The 19,093-nt window shown below is 69.7% G+C and carries 16 protein-coding genes and 1 tRNA gene; 7 read left to right on the top strand and 10 right to left on the bottom strand.

Going from position 1 to position 19,093, the window contains the following annotated elements; genetic code table 11:
- Positions 1–92: 92 nt before the first annotated feature.
- Positions 93–2,273 (bottom strand): primosomal protein N', encoded by a 2,181-nt coding sequence (locus PIB44_RS02140; RefSeq protein WP_278070265.1) that lies wholly within the window; start codon positions 2,271–2,273, stop codon positions 93–95.
- 159 nt (positions 2,274–2,432) lie between these two features.
- Between PIB44_RS02140 and fsa the strand changes: the two genes are divergently transcribed.
- From fsa to PIB44_RS02125, 3 genes are read left to right on the top strand one after another with little or no spacing between them, the layout of a single operon-like run.
- Positions 2,433–3,086 (top strand): fructose-6-phosphate aldolase, encoded by a 654-nt coding sequence (fsa, locus tag PIB44_RS02135; RefSeq protein WP_003166309.1) that lies wholly within the window; start codon positions 2,433–2,435, stop codon positions 3,084–3,086.
- 38 nt (positions 3,087–3,124) lie between these two features.
- The gene (locus PIB44_RS02130) at positions 3,125–3,826 is read left to right on the top strand and encodes a DUF484 family protein (RefSeq protein ID WP_025976891.1); all 702 of its coding nucleotides are present in this window, start codon (positions 3,125–3,127) and stop codon (positions 3,824–3,826) included.
- A gap of 11 nt (positions 3,827–3,837) precedes the next feature.
- Positions 3,838–4,752 carry a tyrosine recombinase XerC gene (locus PIB44_RS02125; RefSeq protein WP_134582566.1) on the top strand — a complete coding sequence of 305 codons (915 nt, stop codon included), beginning with the start codon at positions 3,838–3,840 and terminating at the stop codon, positions 4,750–4,752.
- A gap of 107 nt (positions 4,753–4,859) precedes the next feature.
- Here the strand turns inward: PIB44_RS02125 and lpdA are convergent, their stop codons facing one another.
- The 3 genes from lpdA to PIB44_RS02110 form a co-directional block, all read right to left on the bottom strand.
- Complete coding sequence (gene lpdA, locus PIB44_RS02120) at positions 4,860–6,272, bottom strand: dihydrolipoyl dehydrogenase (RefSeq protein WP_278070264.1); 1,413 nt, start codon at positions 6,270–6,272, stop codon at positions 4,860–4,862.
- Between the two features lie 204 nt (positions 6,273–6,476).
- Positions 6,477–6,551, bottom strand: a tRNA-Gly gene (locus PIB44_RS02115).
- 268 nt (positions 6,552–6,819) lie between these two features.
- Entirely contained in the window at positions 6,820–7,602 is a 783-nt protein-coding gene (locus PIB44_RS02110) for an SDR family oxidoreductase (protein WP_278070263.1), read from the bottom strand.
- Positions 7,603–7,656: 54 nt separating this feature from the next.
- Between PIB44_RS02110 and PIB44_RS02105 the strand changes: the two genes are divergently transcribed.
- Entirely contained in the window at positions 7,657–8,061 is a 405-nt protein-coding gene (locus PIB44_RS02105) for a YkvA family protein (protein WP_253122869.1), read from the top strand.
- Between the two features lie 178 nt (positions 8,062–8,239).
- Here PIB44_RS02105 and PIB44_RS02100 read toward each other — a convergent pair whose 3' ends face one another.
- The gene (locus tag PIB44_RS02100) at positions 8,240–9,241 is read right to left on the bottom strand and encodes an NADPH:quinone oxidoreductase family protein (protein WP_278070262.1); all 1,002 of its coding nucleotides are present in this window, start codon (positions 9,239–9,241) and stop codon (positions 8,240–8,242) included.
- A 109-nt stretch (positions 9,242–9,350) separates the two neighbouring features.
- On the opposite strand from PIB44_RS02100, the gene PIB44_RS02095 reads away from it, so the two are divergent.
- The 3 genes from PIB44_RS02095 to PIB44_RS02085 all read left to right on the top strand — a co-directional run bounded on the left by PIB44_RS02095 (position 9,351) and on the right by PIB44_RS02085 (position 14,010).
- The gene (locus tag PIB44_RS02095; protein WP_278070261.1) at positions 9,351–10,226 is read left to right on the top strand and encodes an isoaspartyl peptidase/L-asparaginase family protein; all 876 of its coding nucleotides are present in this window, start codon (positions 9,351–9,353) and stop codon (positions 10,224–10,226) included.
- Positions 10,227–10,376: 150 nt separating this feature from the next.
- The gene (locus tag PIB44_RS02090; RefSeq protein WP_278070260.1) at positions 10,377–12,287 is read left to right on the top strand and encodes a BCCT family transporter; all 1,911 of its coding nucleotides are present in this window, start codon (positions 10,377–10,379) and stop codon (positions 12,285–12,287) included.
- A 70-nt stretch (positions 12,288–12,357) separates the two neighbouring features.
- Positions 12,358–14,010, top strand: coding sequence for a serine hydrolase (locus PIB44_RS02085; protein WP_278070259.1), 1,653 nt, complete (start codon positions 12,358–12,360; stop codon positions 14,008–14,010).
- Between the two features lie 179 nt (positions 14,011–14,189).
- Here the strand turns inward: PIB44_RS02085 and PIB44_RS02080 are convergent, their stop codons facing one another.
- The 5 genes from PIB44_RS02080 to prmC form a co-directional block, all read right to left on the bottom strand.
- Positions 14,190–14,591, bottom strand: coding sequence for an SPFH domain-containing protein (locus PIB44_RS02080; RefSeq protein WP_025976900.1), 402 nt, complete (start codon positions 14,589–14,591; stop codon positions 14,190–14,192).
- An 85-nt stretch (positions 14,592–14,676) separates the two neighbouring features.
- Positions 14,677–15,411 carry a DUF4893 domain-containing protein gene (locus PIB44_RS02075; RefSeq protein ID WP_278070258.1) on the bottom strand — a complete coding sequence of 245 codons (735 nt, stop codon included), beginning with the start codon at positions 15,409–15,411 and terminating at the stop codon, positions 14,677–14,679.
- Positions 15,412–15,496: 85 nt separating this feature from the next.
- Positions 15,497–16,843: an ATP-binding response regulator gene (locus tag PIB44_RS02070; protein WP_278070257.1), complete on the bottom strand. Its 1,347-nt coding sequence runs from the start codon at positions 16,841–16,843 to the stop codon at positions 15,497–15,499.
- Positions 16,844–16,925: 82 nt separating this feature from the next.
- A complete protein-coding gene (locus PIB44_RS02065; RefSeq protein WP_278070256.1) occupies positions 16,926–17,819 on the bottom strand; it encodes a DUF4167 domain-containing protein in 894 nt (297 codons plus the stop codon).
- A 276-nt stretch (positions 17,820–18,095) separates the two neighbouring features.
- Entirely contained in the window at positions 18,096–19,004 is a 909-nt protein-coding gene (gene prmC / locus PIB44_RS02060; RefSeq protein ID WP_278070255.1) for a peptide chain release factor N(5)-glutamine methyltransferase, read from the bottom strand.
- Between the last annotated feature and the right edge of the window lie 89 nt (positions 19,005–19,093).

The raw sequence follows: 19,093 nt of genomic DNA, 5'->3' as shown, positions 1-19,093 counted from the left end.
CCCTGCGCGACTTTGGAGAGGTGAGCGCGCCCGCTGCTCGATCCTCGGGTCAAGCCCGAGGATGACGGAGAGCGGGTAGGCGTCAGCGCGCCCTACAAGAAGCTGTACGGATCCACGTCCACGGTCAGTCTGACGGACGCCGGGACCTTCACCCGAGCCAGCCAGGCGCGCAGGAAGGCCTGCAGGTTCACGTCGCGATCCGCGCGCACCAACAGCCGCTTCCTGCGCCGCCCGCGAACCAAGGCCAGGGGCGCGTCGGCGGGACCATAGACCTCCAGCCGTTCGGCGTTGGGGATGGCCTCGGCCAGGTCGCGGGCGACCTTCTCGACCGCCATGGCGTTCTCGCTGGACAGGATCAGCGCCGCCAGACGGCCGTGCGGCGGCAGGGAGGCCGCCTCGCGCTCGGCCATCTCGGCCTCGACGAAGGCGTCGCGGTCGCCCGCCGCCAGGGCCTGCAGCACCGGATGCTCGGGCGTCCAGGTCTGCAGCAGGGCGCGGCCCGGCTTGTCCGCCCGCCCCGCCCGGCCCGTAGCCTGGGCCAGCAGCTGATAGGTCCGCTCTGCCGCGCGCAGGTCGCCGCCGCGCAGGCCCAGGTCCGCATCCACCACGCCCACGAGCGTCAGGCGCGGGAAGTTGTGGCCTTTCGCCGCAGCCTGGGTGGCGACCAGAATGTCGATCTCGCCGTCGGCCATGCTCTGTATCAGGGCGCGGGCCGACTTGCCGTCCGGCACGGTGTCCGAGCTGAACACGGCGGTGCGCGCCTGAGGGAAGAGCTGGCGCACCTCCTCCTCGACCCGCTCGACGCCCGACCCCACGGGGACCAGCGAATCCTCGGCCCCGCACGACGGGCAGGTCTTGGGCTTGGGCATTGAGAAGCCGGTCAGGTGGCAGACCAGCCGCCCGGTGTAGCGATGCTCGACCAGCCAGGAATCCGTATCCGGCGCCGTCAGCCGATGCCCGCACGACCGGCACAGCACCACCGGGGCGTAGCCGCGCCGGTTCAGGAACAGCAGGCTCTGCTCGCCGCGCGTCAGCGTCTCGCCGATGGCTTCGCGTAAAGGTGCGGACAGCCAGGTCTGCGGGTCCGGCGGACAGTCGCGCAGATCGATCAGGCCGATCTCGGGCAGGACCGCCGCCCCGTGTCGCGCCGCCAGCTTCAGCCAGCGATACCGCCCCTGATGGGCGTTCCACAGCGTCTCCAGCGACGGGGTGGCCGAGGCGAGGACGACCGTCGCCCCCTCGATCCGCGCCCGCGCCACGGCCAGGTCGCGGCCGTGATAGACTAGCCCTTCCTCCTGTTTGAACGAGCCGTCGTGCTCTTCGTCCACCACGATCAGCTTCAGGTTGGCGTAGGGCAGGAACAGGGCCGAGCGCGCGCCGACGACGATGTTGCAGCGGCCGGAGACCACCGCCTCCCACGCCTGTCGCCGGCGCGGCGGGGCGACGCCGGAATGCCATTCGGCCGGGGCGACGCCGAAGCGGGCGGTGATGCGCTCGATCACCGCCTGGGTCAGGGCGATCTCGGGCAGCAGGATCAGCACCTGCGCCGTCGGATCGGCCCGCAGCGCCCGCGCCGCCGCCTCCAGATAGGCCTCGGTCTTGCCCGAGCCCGTCACCCCGTCCAGCAGGAAAGGGGCGAAGCCGCCCGCCGCCACAGCGTCCGCAATGGCCGCCGCCGAGGCCGCCTGATCCGGGTTCAGGGTCGCGGGCGCATGGTCGGGATCGGGCGGGTCGAAGGCGGCGACCGCCTCGACCTCGAACGGCTCCAGCACCCCTTCATCGACCAGGCCCTTGACCACGCCGGACGAGACGCCCGCCGCCCGCGCCAGATCGGGGCCGGGCATGGATCGTTGGCCCAGGGCCTCCAGCACCGCCGTGCGCGCCGCCGTCGGGCGGGCGGGACTGCGGCCCTCGACACGCCGCACCCGCCGCTCGGGCCGGGGCCGCGGCGCGCGCAGGCCCTTCAGCGCCGTCGCCGCCATCTCGCCGGGCGGGCTGAGGGTCCAGCGCGCCGCCCATTCGACGAAGTCCAGCGTGCGTTCCGGCAGGCGCGGATCGTCCAGCACCTGTTCGACCGCCTTGAGCTTGCGGTTGGAGCCGGTCGTTTCGAACACTTCGGCCACCACCCCCCGGATCAGGCGCGGCCCCAGCGGCACGGCGACCTGATCGCCGCGCACGACCGTCAGTTCCTCGGGGACTTCGTAGTCAAAGGCTTCCGGCACCGGCAGGGGGATGAGGACGGAGGCGACCTTCACGCGGCTTCTCCTCCCCATCTCATGGGGAGGTGGCGCGGTCGCGCAGCGGCCGCGACGGAGGGGCTGCTTGGTTCTGCTGACAGAGGCCCCTCCGCCACGACGTGGTCCCCCTCCCCATAAAATGGGGAGGAAAAGGGGAGTCGCCCTTCGCGTTGGTCAGGGTTAGAACTCTTCCCCATGAAACTCTTTCTCGACACCGCCGACGTCGCCGTCATCAAGGACCTGCTGCCCACCGGGATGGTGGACGGCGTCACCACCAATCCTAGCCTGATCGCCAAGTCGGGTCGCAACATCGCCGAGGTCATCGCCGAAATCTGCGCCCTGGTCGAGGGGCCGATCTCGGCCGAGGCCGTGGCCACCGACTTCGAGACCATGGTCAAGGAGGGCGACAAGCTGGCCTCCATCGCCCCCAACGTCGTGGTCAAGCTGCCGCTGACGTGGGACGGCCTGCGCGCCACCCGCGCCTTCGCCGACAAGGGGATCAAGACCAACGTCACCCTGTGTTTCTCGGCCGCCCAGGCCATGCTGGCCGCCAAGGCCGGCGCGACCTTCATCTCGCCCTTCGTCGGTCGCCTGGACGATGTCGGCGCCGACGGCGTGGGCCTGCTGGAAGACATCCGCACCCTTTACGACATCCACGACTTCAGCACGGAAATCCTGGCCGCCTCGGTGCGTAATGCGGACCATGTGACCGCCGCTGCGCTGGCCGGCGCCGACGCCTCGACCATTCCGGCCGACGTTTTCAAGGCCTTGGTCAAGCACCCGTTAACCGACAAGGGGTTGGATGCCTTCCTGGCGGACTGGGGCAAGACCGGTCAGTCCATCCTGTGACGCCGATTCTGTAGTTCTGACCCGATGAGAGGTCCCGCTTGAGCACTTCCCTGGACCTCTCTGCCGACCCGGCCGCGGGCCTTCATTGGCCGCAGGTGCGCGCCTGGCTGGAAGATCACGCTGAACACCTGCTGGACGACCGGGCCCTGCTGGAAGAGCTGGGCCTGGCCGCCACCGGCCGCAACGTCGTCGACTTCGGCCGCGCCGCCCTGGCGCGGCTGGAGGCCGTGGCCCAGCGCGAGGCCGGCGCGCGCAAGCTGATCGAAGAGATCGCCCGCGCCAACTTCGCCGCCCAGACCCAGACCCATGTCGCCGCCCTGGACCTGATGGAGGCGCGCACCCACGTTGAACTGGCGCGCCATCTGGACGCCGTCGCGCAGGGCCGGTTCGGTCTGGCGGGCGCCGCCGTGGCGATCGAGAAGCCGGGCGCCGTCCCCTTCGGCTGGAAGGCGTTGGAGCCGGGCCGCGTCGACGCCCTGCTGGGCGAGGACGGCCTGCACTGGCTCGGCCCCAACTTCACCGGCCTCAGCCTGTTCGGCCCTTCTGAGGGCGAAGTCGCCTCGGTCGCCCTGGTGCGGATGAGCCTGAGCGCGCCCGGCGAAAGCCTGCCCCGACCGGCTCTGTGCGCCTTCGGCTCGGCCGAGGACGACGGCTTCACCCCCGCCATGGGCTGCGAACTGGTGGCCTTCGTCGCTCGCGTCGTCGAACGCATGGCCGAGCGATGGCCGCTGGAAGCCTGACCGCCCCCTCCATGACTTCGCAGGACGCTCTGGCCGCCTGGCTGGAGCATCTCGCCCACGAACGCCGCCTGTCGCCGCGCACGCTCGAGGCCTATGGCCATATCGGGCGGCTGTATCTGGCCTTTCTGGAGCGCCATCGCGGCGGGCCGCAAAGCGCGGCCGAGCTCGGCTCGGTCACGGCGGCCGAGGCGCGCGCCCACCTGGCCGAGCGCCGCAGCGGCGAGCGCCCGCTGAGCGCCCGCTCGCTCAGCCAGACCCTAGCCGCCATCCGGGGCTTTCACGTCTTCCTCGACCGACGGCTGGGCGTGGCGACGCCGCAACTGACCCTGGTGCGCGGGCCCAAGGTCAAGCCCTCCCTGCCCCGACCGATCAGCGAGGATCAGGCGAAGGGTCTGCTGCATGAACCCGAGGCCGACCCCGACATGGAGCCGTGGGAGGCGGCGCGCGACCGCGCCGTCCTGACCCTGCTCTACGGCTGCGGCCTGCGGATTTCGGAGGCCCTGTCGCTGACGCGGTCGGACGCCCCCCTGCCGGACAGCCTTCGCATCACCGGCAAAGGCGGCAAGACGCGCATGGTCCCCGTCTTGCCGCAGGTGCGCGAGGCGATCGACGCCTATCTTGCGCTCCAGCCCTTCGTCATCGACGCCGATCAGGCCCTTTTCCGCGCCCGACGCGGCGGTCCCTTGAGCGCCCGCCATGTGCAGGCGACGGTGCAGCGGCTGCGCGGGCGGCTCGGCCTGCCCGCCTCCGCGACGCCCCACGCGCTGAGGCACAGCTTCGCCACCCACCTGCTGGGGGCGGGGGCCGACCTGCGTTCGATCCAGGAACTGCTGGGCCACGCCAGCCTGTCGACGACGCAGAAATACACCCAGGTCGACGCCGCCCGCCTGCTGGCCGCCTATTCGCAGGCGCACCCGCGCGGGTGACCCCGGGGGGCCAGACGGCCATGATCGCGCTTCCTGACGCCCTTCCAAACAAAACGGCGCGCCCCATGCGGAGCGCGCCGTTCTGACTTCAAACGGAAGCCGGAGGCTTACGCCTGCATGGTCCAGCCTTCGACGCCCATGGCCGCCTGACGGACGGCTTCGGAGCGGGTCGGGTGCGGGTGGCAGGTGCGGGCGATGTCCTCGGACGAGCCGCCGAAGGCCATGGTCATGCACGCCTCGCCGATCAGCTCGCCGGCCTGCGGGCCGTAGATGTGGACGCCCAGGACCTTGTCGGTCGCCGCGTCGGCCAGCACCTTCACGAAGCCGTCGGTCTCGTGGTTGATCTTGGCGCGGCTGTTGGCGGCGAAGGGGAACTTGCCCTTCTTGTAGTTGACGCCCGCGGCCTTCAGCGCCTCTTCGGTCTTGCCGACCCAGGCCACTTCCGGGCCAGTGTAGATCACCGACGGCACCAGGTCATAGTCGACGTGGCCCGGCTTGCCCGCGATCAGTTCGATCACGGCCACGGCGTCTTCCTCGGCCTTGTGGGCCAGCATCGGGCCGTGCGTCACGTCGCCGATGACCCAGACGCCCGGCGCCGAGGTCTTGAAGTGGTCGTTGGCGATGAAGCCGCGCTGATCCGGCGTGACGCCGACCGTCTCCAGCCCCAGGCCTTGCGTGTAGGGGCGGCGGCCGATGGCGACCAGCACCACGTCGCCCTTCAGCGTCTCGGCCTCGCCGCCCTTGGCCGGCTCCAGCGTCAGTTCGACGCCGTCCTTGGAGGTCTGGGCGCCGGTGACCTTGGTCCCCATGCGGAAGGTCATGCCCTGCTTGGTCAGGCCGCGCTGGAAGGCGGTGGCGACTTCGCCGTCCATGCCCGCGCCGACCTTGTCGAGGAACTCCACGACCGTGACCTGGGCGCCCAGGCGGCGCCAGACCGAGCCCAGCTCAAGGCCGATGACGCCCGCGCCGATGACGATCAGATGCTTGGGCACCTTGGGTAGGAACAGGGCGCCGGTCGAGTCGATGACCTTGCCGTCCTCGAAGGCGACGCCCGGCAGCGGGGTCGGCTCGGAGCCGGTGGCGATGATGATGTTCTTGGTCTCCAGCGTGGTCTTGGCGCCGCCCTCGGCTTCGACCTCGACCTTGCCCTGACCCGCGATGCGGCCGAAGCCCTTCACCACGTCGACCTTGTTCTTCTTCATCAGGAATTCGATGCCCTTGGTCAGGGCGTCGACGCTGTCGTCCTTGGCCTTGTGCATCTGGGCCAGGTTCAGCTTGGGCTTCACCTCGATGCCGATGCCGGCGAACTCGACGTTGGCGGCCTCATACAGCTCCGAAGCGTGCAGCAGGGCCTTGGAGGGCATGCAGCCGACGTTCAGGCAGGTGCCGCCCAGCGTGGCGCGCTTCTCGACCAGGGCGGCCTTCAGGCCCAGCTGGCCGGCGCGGATGGCGGCGTTGTAGCCGCCCGGCCCGCCCCCGATGATCACCACGTCGTAGGTCTGGGAAGCGGCGTCGGCCATGAGGTCCTCTGATCGGTCTGGCGCTGGATACGAAATGCGCTGGGAAGGAAGCGGCGCGGACACTAGCGCCGCTCCCGGCGGGGTCAACCGCCAGGCTCCATATAGGCCGCGATCGCGCGCGCGGCCATGCAGGCTGAACACAATGGGCGGAAAAGCGAAACGGGGCCCGACCTTGCGGCCGGACCCCGTTTTCCACGCTTCGACTGGAGCGGGCGAGGCGATTCGAACGCCCGACCCTCACCTTGGCAAGGTGATGCTCTACCCCTGAGCTACGCCCGCACTCCGTTGGGAGCGATGTGCTGCTCCCCGTCGAGGAAGGGGCGTATAGCGGACCCGCTTCGGATCGCGCAAGCCCCTTTTTCGATTTTCGTCCAATCCGTCGATTTTTTTCGAACAGCCCTGAAACTTCACACGAAAACGGCCCCCGAAACGCCCGAAAGGACGCCCGGAGGCCGCTTCAAAGCGCCGCCGCCTGCCGTTACGCGCCCGACCCGCTCAAGCAGCGAGCCGCCGCGCGGCGAGCGTTAGCGGCCTTCCGCTCCTCGCCTTAGCGAGGTGCCAGACGAATAGCCCCGTCCAGACGGATGCACTCGCCGTTGATGTAGGTGTTCTCGGCCAGATGCAGGGCCAGGGCGGCGTAGTCGGCCGGCGTGCCCAGGCGCTTGGGGAAGGGGATCATGGCGGCCAGGGCGTCCTGCACCTTCTGATCCATGCCCGCCATCATCGGCGTCCACATGATGCCCGGCAGGATGGTGTTGACCCGCACGCCCTCGTTCATCAGGTCGCGCGCGATCGGCAGGGTCATGGCGTAGACGCCGCCCTTGGACGCCGAATAGGCCGCCTGGCCGATCTGGCCGTCCTGGGCCGCGACCGAGGCGGTGTTGACGATCAGCCCGCGCTCGCCGTCTTCCATCGGCTCCAACGTGACCATGCCCGCCGCCGACTGCGACAGGACGCGGAAGGTGCCGAACAGGTTGATCGAGACCGTGCGCTCGAACTGGGCCATGTCGTGGGCGCGGATCTCGCCGGTGTCCTTCTTGCGGCTGACGGTCTTCTGGCCGGTGGCGATGCCGGCGCAGTTGACGGTCAGACGCTCCTGGCCATGGGCGGCGCGCGCCTTGGCGAAGCCGGCGGCGACGCTGTCGTCCGAAGTCACGTCCACCTTGCAGAAGACGCCGCCGATCTCCTGGGCGATGACCTCGCCGCGCTCTTCGTTCAGGTCGAACAGGGCGACCTTGACGCCCTTGGCCGCCAGGGCGCGCGCCGTGCCTTCGCCAAGGCCCGAAGCCCCGCCCGTCACCACCGCCGCGATCGAAGCGTCGAGTTTCATGGAAGTCGTCCTATATTCGATTGAACCGAGTGCTAGTGCGAGGATTTAGCGGCCATGACCGCAAAGACCAACGGAATGTCGCCTGATGACGCCATCAATCCTGACAAGGCCCTGGTTCCCGCCGTGCAGAAGGTGAACGAGTTGCGCGTGCGCAAGGGCTTCTGGCCCAAGATGCGGCGCACCGCCGCCCGCATCCCCTTCGCCCAGCAGGCGGTCGCAGCCTGGTACGCGGCCCAGGACCCCAAGACCCCGCTGGCGGCCAAGGGCCTGATCCTGGGGGCGCTGGCCTATTTCGTCATGCCGGTGGACGCCATTCCCGACATCTTCGCCGGCATCGGCTTCACCGACGACGCGGCGGTGATCGCCGCCGTGCTGGCCACCCTGGGCGCGCACCTGAAACCGCGCCATCACGATCAGGCGGCGCAGGCGCTGAAACGTCTCCGGGAGGACGAGGAATAAGCCGCTTCTCCCCTTGTGGGAGAAGGTGGGCGCCGGAGGCGCTCGGATGAGGGGTGTCTGCGACCGGTCTGAAATCCTGTCGCCGTCCCTCTGCATCAATCACCTGAATGTCGCGCTCACACTCCTCATCCGGCCCTGACGGGCCACCTTCTCCCGCAAGGGGAGAAGGATGCTCCGATCAATCCTCGACCTTCACCACGATCTTGCCGACGGCCGTGCGGTCGCTGAGCGCCTGAATGGCCTCATGGGCGCGTTCCAGCGGGAAGGTGCGGCTGACGCGCGGCTTGATCTTGCCCTCGGCGTAGAGCTGCATCAGCTCTGCCATGTTGGCGGCGTGGGCCTTGGGATCGCGGGCGGCGGCGGCGCCCCAGAAGACGCCGATGACCGACACCGACTTCAGCAACGTCAGGTTCAACGGCAGGGAGGGGATCCCCGCCGGGAAGCCCACCACCAGATAGCGCCCGTTCCAGTCCATGGCGCGCAGGGCCGGTTCGGCGTAGTCGCCGCCGACGCCGTCGACCACCACGTCCGCCCCGTCGCGGCCGGTCGCCAGCTTGAACTCGCCCGACAGCGCCTTCTGGGCCGCCTTGTCCATCGGGCCGGAGGGGTAGATCAGGCCGTTGTCGGCGCCCAACTCCAGCGCGAACTCCACCTTGTCGTTGGTCGAGGCGGCGGCGACCACGCGCGCGCCCATCGCCTTGCCCAGCTCGACGGCGGCGGCGCCGACGCCCCCCGCCGCGCCCAGCACCAGCAGGGTCTCGCCCGGCTGCAGCTGCGCCCGGTCTTTCAGCGCGTAATAGCTGGTGCCGTAAGTCATGATGAAGGCGGCGGCGGTCTCATAGTCCATGCCCTCGGGAATGGGGATCAGGGTCTCGGCCCTGACCTTCAGCCGCTCGACCATGCCGCCCCAGCCGGGCACGGCGACGACGCGGTCGCCCCGGAACACGCCCTTCACCCCCTCGCCGACAGCGTCGACCACGCCCGCGACCTCGGCCCCCGGCGCGAAAGGGCGCTCGGGCTTGAACTGGTATTTGTCGGCGATGATCAGGGCGTCGGGATAGTTGACGCCTACGGCCTTGACCTCGATCACCACCTCGCCCGGTCCGGGCGTGGGGTCCATGACCTCCTCGACGACAAGCGATTCCGGGCCGCCAGGAGCCTTGGACAGGACTGCGCGCATTAGGAACTCTCTTCAGCCACCCCCGCCGGCCATGGCGCCGACACGCCAGCGACGCTAATCAGCCTGCGGCCCGATGCAAAGAGGCCGAACAGGTTCTGAGGAGACGATCATGGCGAAACCCGCCCTCATCCTTCACGGCGGCGCCGGGGCCCGGCGCGAGCGCAACTACGACGCCGAGGTCGCCAACATGCGCCAGGTGGTCGAGGCGATGAAGGCGCGGCTGGACGCCGGCGCCTCGGCGCTGGACGTGGCGGTCGAGGCCGTCGTCATGCTCGAAGACTCCGGCCTCTACGTCGCCGGGCGCGGCGCCTCGCCCAATCTGGCGGGCGAATATGAGCTGGACGCCAGCCTGATGGACGGCGCGACCGGCAAGGCCGGGGCCGTGGCCGCCCTGCAGGGCTTCCGCAACCCGGTCGTCGCCGCCCGCGCGGTGATGGACCGCACCCCCCACGTCATGCTGGCCGGAAGCGGCGCCGCCCGCTTCGCCGCCGAACAGGGCCTGGCGCGCGTGGAGGACCCCGCCGCCTGGTTCACCGGCGCCGGCAAGGGCGAAGACAACCATCCGCCCAGCATGTTGAGCCACGGCACCGTCGGCTGCTGCGTGCTGGACAGCCAGGGCCGTCTGGCGGCCGCCACCTCGACTGCGGGCGCGTTCGGCAAGATGCCGGGCCGCGTCGGCGACACCCCCATCCCCGCCGCCGGGACCTGGGCCGACGAGCACGCCGCCGTCTCCTGCACCGGCCAGGGCGAATATTTCATCCGCGTCGCCGCCGCCGCCCGCACCGCCTTCGGCGTCGCCGCCGGTCAGTCGCTGGCCGAGGCCTCTCAGAGCGTGATCGACCGCATCGGCGCCCTGGGCGGCGACGGCGGCCTGATCGCCCTGGACCGTGAGGGGAACATCGCCGCCCCTTACAATAGCCAGGGCATGAAGCGCGCCTGGCTGGCCACCGACGGCCTGATCGGGGTCGAAGTGTTCGAGAGGTGAGCCGTCGCGAGGGCGGCGCCGCCCTCGCCTCCTCTCATCTGCGCCGCCTGACCGGTTCCTGCGCCTGTCCTCAACCCTGACCTGGGGCCTGATCTGCAGCAGGGTCGGCGAAGGGCTGGAACAATAAGCTTCGCCGGGCGCTTGGCCCCCATGCTGACGACCAAGATGAACCCCCGCGTCTTCTGGGGGGCCAGCGCGATTGCGGGCGGGCTGCTGCTGCTCGCCCTGATGGCGCCCGCTACGTCCGACCTTCTGTTCGGGCGCGCCCAGGCCTGGGTCATCGACACCTTCGGCTGGTTCTACGTGGCCTCGGTGGCCGGCTTCCTGCTGTTTGTGGCGGTGCTGGCCGTCGGGCCGACCGGACGGCTGAAGCTGGGGCCGGACGACGCCGAACCGGACTTTCCCTATGTCTCCTGGCTGGCCATGCTGTTCGCGGCGGGCATGGGCATCGGCCTGATGTATTTCGCTGTCGCCGAGCCGGTTCAGCACTACATCGCCCCGCCCGAGGCCCAGCCCGGCACGCTGAACGCCGCGCGCGAGGCCATGGTCATCACCTATACCCACTGGGGCGTGCATGCCTGGGCCATCTACGCCGTGGTCGGCCTCAGCCTGGGCTATTTCGCGCACAGGAAGGGTCTGCCCCTGACCATGCGGTCGAGTCTCTATCCCCTACTGGGCAAGCGGGTGAATGGTTGGCTGGGCGATGCGGTCGACATCTTCGCCATCTGCGGCACGCTGTTCGGCATCGCCACCTCCCTGGGGCTGGGCGTGGCGCAGATGAACTCGGGACTGAACTACGTCTTCGGCGTGCCCAGCCATGTGATGATGCAAGTCGGGCTGATCGCCGTGGTCATGGGTGCGGCGACGATCTCGGTCCTGACGGGCGTAGACAAAGGGGTGCGGCGACTGTCCGAGTTGAACCTCGTCATCGCCGTCTGCCTGATGCTGTTCGTGCTGATCGCGGGGCCGACGCTGTTCCTGCTGCGGGCCTATGTGCAGAATTTCGGCCTCTATCTGGATCATTTCTTCGTCCGCACCTTCACCCTCTACGCCTATGAGCCACGCGCCTGGATGGCGGACTGGACGCTGTTCTACTGGGCCTGGTGGATCGCCTGGTCGCCGTTCGTCGGCATGTTCATCGCCCGCATCTCACGCGGGCGGACCGTTCGGGAATTCCTGATCGGCGTGCTGCTGGTGCCGTCGGCCTTCACCTTCCTGTGGATGACGGTCTTCGGCAATTCGGCCATGAGCCTGGACCTGGGCGTGGCGGCCGGGGCCATTTCCGAGGCGGTGCAGGCGGACCTGTCGACGGCCCTGTTCCGCTTCCTGGAGTATCTGCCGGGGACGGCGATCACCTCGGTCCTGGCCATCGCCCTGGTGGCGGTCTTCTTTGTCACCTCGGCGGATTCAGGCTCTCTGGTGATCGACACCCTGGCCTCGGGCGGCGCCGAGGACACGCCGCGTTGGCAGCGCATCTACTGGTGCCTGGTGCAGGGGCTGGCGGCGGCCCTGCTGCTGCTGGCCGGCGGGCTCGGCGCCCTGCAGGCGGCGACACTGGTGGCGGCCCTGCCCTTCGCCGTCATCATGATCCTGGCCTGTTTCGGCTTGGCGCGGCAGATGAACGCCGACCTGAAGGGCGAGGCCGTCGAGACCGACGCGGCGCCGCTGCGCGAACAGCTCAAGCGCATCCTAGCCCCCGCCAGCCGCCGCGATATTGATCGCCAGATCGCACGCCACGGCGCCCCGGCGCTGGAAGAGGTGCGCGCCGCCGTGGCCGCCGAGGGGCTGGAGAACAGCGAAGTGCAGAGCGACGAGAACGGCGTCTGGCTGAGGGTCGAGCACGCCAACGGACGGGACTTCCTCTATCGACTGGGCGCCCGGTCGCGACCTCGCCCCGCCCTCACCGCGCTGGAAGCGCCCGAAAGCCGCCGGGCGCTGGAGTGGCGGCTCAGCGCCGTGACCGGCGACGGCGCCCGCCCGCGCGACGTGACCGGCTTCACCCGCGCCCAGATCGTGGCGGACGTGCTGGAGCACCTGCAACGCTGGCGGCTGGCCGCCTAGGTCAGACTCCCCCTTGGCCCCGGAGACGGGCGGCGGTAGCGTCGCCGCTCAGTCTTCGGGAGCGTTCTTGATGTCGATCCGCCTGTCGCGCCGCGCGGCGCTGATTTCGTCCGCCGTCGCCGCCACGGGCGCGGCCCTGCCGACGACCGGCTGGGCCCAGACCAGCGCCGATACGCGCTCTGACGAGGAGATCGCCGCCGCCGCCGACGCCTGGGTGCAGCGCTGCATGGCCGCCTGGCCGGAGCAGCCCGCCGTGTCCCTGGCCCTGGTGCGCGACGGCAGGACGGTGCTGGCCAAGGGTTACGGCGTGCGCCGCCAGGGCAAGGCCGAGCCGGTCGATGAGCACACCCTGTTCGCCATCGCGTCGAACTCCAAGAACGTCACCGCCGCCTGCCTGGCCATCCTGGTCGACGAGGGCAAGGTGAAGTGGGACGAGCCGATCAAGACCTATCTGCCCGGCTTCACCCTGTCGGACCCGATGGTCGGCGAGCGCATCACCGTGCGCGATACGCTGAGCCACCGCGCCGGCTTCGGCCTGGGCGCCGGCGACCTGCTGTTCTGGCCCAATAGCGACCGGACCCGCGCCGAGGTCCTGGCCCAGGCCGCCTTCGTGCCGATCAAGGACGGCTTTCGCGAAGGCTACAACTACTGCAACCTGATGTTCGTGGTCGCGGGCGCCGTGATCGAGAAGGTGTCGGGCCTGTCGTGGGAGGATTTCGTCCAGACCCGCATCTTCGACAAGGTCGGCATGAGTGAGAGCGTGCCCCTAGCCCGCCTAGCCGATCCGGCGAAGTCCGCCCTGCCCCACGGCCGCGTCGGGCCGCCCCTGCGCTATCAGGGGCCGATGACCCAGATCGCCGACTCCATCGTCGAGGTGTGGAACTGGGATTCGGCGGCGGCGGCGGGCGGCATCTGCGCCAGCGCCCATGACTGGGCCAAATGGATCGCCGTGCGCCTGAACGACGGCAAGCTGGCCGACGGCTCGCGCCTGTTCTCCGAAGCCGCCGCGCGGGAAATGTACAAGCCCAACATCGTCGTCTCCTCGTCCAACGGACCGACGGCGGCCCTGCCCAATCGGGCAGTGGCCTCGACCTACGCCATGGGGCTGCAGGTGCAGGACTATCGCGGCGAGCGGCTGGCGACGCACGGCGGCGGCTCGCCCGGCGGCATCTCGGCCACGGTGCTGATCCCCGGCCGCAAGATCGGCTTTTCCGTCTTCACCAACGCCGAGGAGAGCTTCCTCTTGCGCGCCCTGCGCTCCGGCCTGTCCGACATCGCCATGAACAAGGTCGACGTCGACTGGATCGCCGATTCCAAACGCATCGAGGCCGAGGGGGTCGAGAAATCGCTGAAGGCCGCCGTCGAGATCGACGCCAAACAGGCGGCGGGCGCGCCGCCCTCCATGCCGCTGGAGGCCTACGCCGGAACCTGGCGCGACCCCTGGTACGGCGACATCGTCATCGAGCCGAAGACCGAAGGTCGCGGCCGCAACCGCAAGTCCGGCCTGTGGCTGCGCTTCACCCACACCCCGGCGCTGCAGGGCTGGCTGGAGCCCTATGACGGCGAGACGTTCCGCACCCGCTTCGCCGACAAGCGCGAGGAGGACGCCTTCATCACCTTTGCGATCGCCACGGCCAAGCCCGCGACCGCCACGGTCAAGGGCGTCTCGCCCGACATCGACTTCAGCTACGACTATCAAGACCTGCGGCTGACGCGGGTCTGAAAAAAGGTCCCTTCTCCCCTTGTGGGAGAAGGTGGCCCGTCAGGGCCGGATGAGGGGTGTGGGCGCCTCGCCTAGAATGTGGGGCGACGACACGTTTGAACCTTGAAGCCGCCCGCCATCACCCCTCATCCGTCATGCTGCGCATGCCACCTTCTCCCACAAGGGAAGAAGGGCCTCGGTCAGCGCGCAGGCCGCTGCCCCGCCTCGAGAATCGGCATGCCCGCCTCTGTCGGGATGTAGATGGTCTGGCGACCGTCCTTACCGGCCGTCTCCTGCAGCATGTTGATGTAGGACCAGCGCAGATAGGCCTCTGGGCCGCCCAGGGCCTCAGCCATGATGCGGTTGGCCTCATTGGCGCCCTTGGCGCGCTCGATCTCAGCGGCGGCGGTCAGCTTGGCCGAGTCCAGGGCGGCCTGGGCTTCCAGCACGCGGATGCGGCGGTTCTGCACGGCCTCTTCATAGGCGGCGCGGCCGGCCATCTGCTTGGAGTAGACGTTGTAGGTCGGAAATCCGATCAGCACGATCGCCAGGACGGCGACGACGCCGACGATGGATCCAACGGTGAGGCCGACGCCGCGCATGGGCTTGTCCTGAAAAGCTAAAGCAAAAGAGACGGGCAAGGTGGCGGCGAGAGCCGCCTGCGGTCAAGCATCATGACGACGCCGATCAGCGTCGGCGCTTCGGCGTTGCGGCCGGGGCCGGAACCAGCTCCAGAATGTCGAGATTGGACTCATTGGCCGGCCAGGGCGTCACCAGCCGCCAGCGGCTTTCGCCAATCCGCTCCAGCACCGAGACCATGTCGCGCTCGGGCCGCTGGCCGTAGGCGCGGGCGGCCGGCTCCGACGCCAGCGCCATCGAGCCGAGGAAGACCATTTCACGATCATTCTCGGGGAACAGCAGGCCCGCCTGACGTTGCGAGCCGCTGAGCTTGGTCAGCTTCAGCCCCAGGGCGGTGTTCTCGATGCGGCAGGCGAACCAGCCGTAGACGACATAGCCCAGACCGCCGTCGCCGCCCTGAGAACCCAGCTTGACCGTCCGGCAGCGATAGGCGCCCTCAGGCGGCGTCACGCCCGCCCGCGTCGCGGCCGGGTCGATCAGGTCGCCCAGCGACGCCAGGTCGCCCGAACCTGTCTGACGCCTGGACTGCTCCAGAGCCAGCGACCAGGCGGCGGCCCGGCGCTGATAACGATCACGATCGGCGGCGGTGATGACGCCGCGCCAATCCGCCAGCACGGCGCCCGTCGGCGCGTCCGGCGCGGCCGGAATGGAAGGCGGCGGCGGAGGCGGAGGGGGCGGCGGCAGGGTCGTGGCGCACGCCGCCAGCAGGGCGGACAGCGACAGCGCCGCCAGACCGGTGCGGACAACGGTTGGTCGGAAAAAGTCAACGGGCGCGCGCTGCATATCGGGTTTCCCTGACGAACGGGATCGAAAGCCCCATTTCTCTAGGAAGCCGTCGCAGCCCTCCGCGTCAACCCTGAGCCGCGACTTATGAAGCGGCGCGCATCGCGGGCGGTCCGCTGAGGGCGCGCGTCAACGCCTGCGCCAACCCCGTCACGGAGACCGGGCGGTGCAGCACCTCGGCCACGTCCGCGGCCCTGGAAACCTCAGGATCCGAACTGACGCCCAGCACGGGGGTGGAGCGCATGGCCGGGTCCCTCCGCAGGTCCGTCAGGAAGGCCGCGCCGCCGTCCGCCGCCAGATCCAGATCGATCACCACTGCGTCCGGCCGCAGGTCGCGCGCCATCGCCGCACCCTTGGCCGCGCAGTCCGCGACATGAAGCTGCAAGCCGCCGAAGTCCTGCGCCAGGCGGCGCATCAGGGCGACGGCGGCCTTGTCCCTGGCGACATACAGGACCACGCCGTGCGGCAGCCGCGACAGCTCCGGCAACAGGCGATCCGCATTCGGCGCCCCATCCGTCGAAGCCGCGTCGGCGGCAGGCAGGCTGATGATGAAGGCGGCGCCCCGCCCCTCGGCGCTGACGCCTTCGAGACGCCCTTGCATGGCTTGCAACTGGCTCCTGGCGGCGGCCAGTCCCGGCCAGGATGAGCGAGCGCCCTCTTCGCCGACAGCGGCGATGGCATGGGCGGCGAGCGGCTGGAACAGGGTTTCAAGCTGCGCCGACGACAGGCCCGGACCGTTGTCGCGAACCGTCACCTGGACCTCGCCGCCAAGACGGCGCGCCAGGATATCCACAGAGCCGCCGGGGTCGCTGCGCCGTACCGCACCCGCGATCACATCGGCGAACACGCGCATCAGGCGTTCGGGATCCGCCATCGCGGTCAGCCCGGCCTGAGGCTCGGGCAGAGCCAGCGACACCTTGGCCGCTTCGGCCTCCTGAAGCAGGGGCAGGCAGGCGCGGTGCGCCAGCAACAGGGGATCGACGCGTTGAAGCCGGCCCGTCGCCGGCCGTTCGGCCTCGGCCAGCGCGCTCAAGCCCTCCACCAGCGTCAGCAGGCGCGTCGCCGCTTCGCCGATGCGTTCGGCCGCCTGCCGTTGGCGATGGCTGAGCGGCTCGCCCCCTGCGTTCAGCCGCAGCAGATCCGAGAAGCCCAGCACGCCCTCCAGCGGCGTGCGCATCTGGCGACTGACGACGCGGATCAGATCGGCATGGCGACGACGGCCCTGAAAGGCCTCTTCTTCAGCACGCAGGCGCGCCGCATCGGACTGCGTCAGAGCGGCCTCGAGCTGGGCGACGCGGCGACGGGCGCCTTCCAGCTGGCCGTCATGAACGCGCTGGACCGCGCCGATGCGTCGATGCGCTCGGAAAGACAGCCGGACCCCGGCGACGCCTGTCGCCAGACAGAGAGCGACTACAAAGACGAGCAATTCCATCAGCCTTCCTCCCATAGAGAGGAGGATGACGACGAAAGGTTGTATTTGTCTGTAGGCGCAACCTTTACGGTTTAAACGGGCCTCAGCCTTCTTCGTCCGTGGCGACCGCATCGGCCTTGCGGCGAGTGCGACGCTTGGGCGCGGGGGCCGGTTCATCCTCGGCGGAGGCCGCTTCTTCGGCCGCGATCGGCCGCGTCAGAAAGCCCGGCAGAGCGGCGGCGTCATCGGTCGGTTGAGCCGCATCGTCCTCGGCCGCCGCACGCGCACGTCGCGGAGCACGAGGCGCGCGGGGCGTACGCTCGACCGGGGCTTCTTCAACCACGGCCGGCGCCTCGGCGCTCTGAATCGGCTGGTCCTCGCCCGGCGCCGAATCTTCGCCAGAGGCCGCAGCGTCGCCTTCGCCTTCATTGTTCTCGAAGCGGCGGTTGCGCTCCTCACGCCGGCGCTCCCAGCGCTCCCGACGCGTTTCGCGGCGACCGCCCTCGCGGCCTTCGGCGTCGGCGCCGTTGTCCGATCCCTCGCGGTCACGGTCGCGATCGCGGTCACGGTCGCGGTTGGCCTCGCGGTCGGCGCGCTCGGCCTGGCGGCGCGCCTCGTCTTCCACACGGCGCTCCTCGGCCTGCTGAGCGGCGATGATGGCGGCGGCCTGAGCGCCCGATTCGTCCTCGAAATCGATGTCGAAGCCCTGGCCCGCTAGTTCGCGCTGGGCGATCTCGCTAACCGGACGCTGGGGCTGAAGCGCGCGCAGGACGCGGAAATAGTGTTCGGCGTGCTGGGTGTAGTTCTCGGCCAGAACGCGGTCGCCAGCGGCTGCGGCGTCGCGCGCCAGCTGCATATAGCGTTCATAGACGGTCTGGGCGTTGCCCCGGACCTTGATGTTCTCAGGACCTTGCGAGTCCCACGAGCGGTTCGGATTTGTGGCGTTGGCGTTGTTGCCGCCGCCGGGCTTCCGGTTGCGTCCGCGCTGACGCTTCATGCCCTTGAAATCTCTCATCGGAGCTTACCGTGCTGGTGCGGGCCGCCGTCGAAGAGGACGGGCGGGACCCTGTTCGTCGTTCCGTTCGTTCGGGGCCTATCCCCGGTGCGAGCTGTTCGGAAAACCGTGTGTTCCCCGTGGTCCGCCGCGTCCGTCTGAGGGGCGCGACCGTCACTGGACCCAGACGCGCTTAAGCGAGCAAACCTGCCCGAAAAGGATGCGTTTGGATGGGAACAACACGGACTTAGCGCGCGGCGCGCCGCTTTCCAAGGGTTTTTATTGCAGCGGCGCTTCGACCTCGGGGATGGGGCCCACGCGGGGGTCCGGACCGTTGGTCACGACGCGGTCGCGATCCGCCAGGTCCTTGACCACCTTGACGTCGGTGAAGCCGGCCGCCTCGAACAGGGCCTTGACCGCCTCGCCCTGATCCCAGCCGATCTCGACGGCGAAGACGCCCTCGGGGCGCAGGATGCGGGCGATCTCGGGCGCCAGGTCGCGATAGGGCTGCAGGCCGTCCGGCCCGCCGTCCAGGGCCAGATGCGGGTCGTGCTCGCGCACCTCGGGATCCAGGCCGGCGATGTCGCCGGTCGGAATATAGGGCGGGTTGGACACCACCAGATCGAAGCTGGCGTCGGCGAAACCCGCCGCCCAGTCCGTTCGCATGAAGGTGCAGCGGTTGTTCAGGTCCAGATTGGCCGCGTTCTCCCGCGCCACGGCGATGGCCTCGGTCGAGATGTCGGTGCCGACGCCGCGCGCGCCGCGCCGCTCGGCCAGGGCGGCCAGCAGAATCGCGCCCGACCCGGTGCCCAGATCAGCCATCTCGAAGGTCGAGTGCGGCGGAAAGGCGCGCACGATGACGTCCACCACCGTCTCGGTGTCCGGGCGCGGGCTCAGCACGTCGGGGGTGACGTTCAGCATGATCTTCCAGAAGCCCTTGCGGCCCAGGATGCGCGACACCGGCTCGCGGCGCAGGCGGCGATCGACCATGGCGTCCAGCGCGCGGGTTTGCTCTTCGCTGAGAGCGCGATAGGGATCGGTCAGGATGTCGACGCGCCCCGCCCCGGTCGCCGCCTCAAGCAGCAGGCGGGCGTCGATGGAGGGGCTGTCGATGCCGGCGGCCTTCAGGCGGGCCTGCGCGCCTTTCCAGGCGGTCAGCAGGGTCGGTTGGGTGTTCTGATCGGGCATTCCCGGTGATTGGGGTCTGCGGCGCGCGATTTCAAGACGGAACGGCATCGCAGCGTAGCCGTTGAGGGGCGAATGGGGATTCACGACCG

The organism is Brevundimonas sanguinis, assembly GCF_029636725.1.
In the GTDB taxonomy this organism is placed as follows: Bacteria; Pseudomonadota; Alphaproteobacteria; order Caulobacterales; family Caulobacteraceae; genus Brevundimonas; species Brevundimonas sanguinis.
This window is presented reverse-complemented; position numbering and strand designations above follow the sequence as displayed.

Coding starts and splice junctions, on each gene's coding strand:
- PIB44_RS02105 (WP_253122869.1), top strand. CDS start 7,657: ATGACCGCAAAGACCAACGGAATGTCGCCTGATGACGCCATCAATCCT.
- PIB44_RS02095 (WP_278070261.1), top strand. CDS start 9,351: ATGGCGAAACCCGCCCTCATCCTTCACGGCGGCGCCGGGGCCCGGCGC.
- prmC (WP_278070255.1), bottom strand. CDS start 19,004: ATGCCCGATCAGAACACCCAACCGACCCTGCTGACCGCCTGGAAAGGC.
- PIB44_RS02110 (WP_278070263.1), bottom strand. CDS start 7,602: ATGAAACTCGACGCTTCGATCGCGGCGGTGGTGACGGGCGGGGCTTCG.
- PIB44_RS02085 (WP_278070259.1), top strand. CDS start 12,358: ATGTCGATCCGCCTGTCGCGCCGCGCGGCGCTGATTTCGTCCGCCGTC.
- PIB44_RS02090 (WP_278070260.1), top strand. CDS start 10,377: ATGCTGACGACCAAGATGAACCCCCGCGTCTTCTGGGGGGCCAGCGCG.
- PIB44_RS02070 (WP_278070257.1), bottom strand. CDS start 16,843: ATGGAATTGCTCGTCTTTGTAGTCGCTCTCTGTCTGGCGACAGGCGTC.
- PIB44_RS02075 (WP_278070258.1), bottom strand. CDS start 15,411: ATGCAGCGCGCGCCCGTTGACTTTTTCCGACCAACCGTTGTCCGCACC.
- PIB44_RS02065 (WP_278070256.1), bottom strand. CDS start 17,819: ATGAAGCGTCAGCGCGGACGCAACCGGAAGCCCGGCGGCGGCAACAAC.
- PIB44_RS02100 (WP_278070262.1), bottom strand. CDS start 9,241: ATGCGCGCAGTCCTGTCCAAGGCTCCTGGCGGCCCGGAATCGCTTGTC.
- lpdA (WP_278070264.1), bottom strand. CDS start 6,272: ATGGCCGACGCCGCTTCCCAGACCTACGACGTGGTGATCATCGGGGGC.
- PIB44_RS02080 (WP_025976900.1), bottom strand. CDS start 14,591: ATGCGCGGCGTCGGCCTCACCGTTGGATCCATCGTCGGCGTCGTCGCC.
- PIB44_RS02125 (WP_134582566.1), top strand. CDS start 3,838: ATGACTTCGCAGGACGCTCTGGCCGCCTGGCTGGAGCATCTCGCCCAC.
- PIB44_RS02140 (WP_278070265.1), bottom strand. CDS start 2,273: ATGGGGAGGAGAAGCCGCGTGAAGGTCGCCTCCGTCCTCATCCCCCTG.
- fsa (WP_003166309.1), top strand. CDS start 2,433: ATGAAACTCTTTCTCGACACCGCCGACGTCGCCGTCATCAAGGACCTG.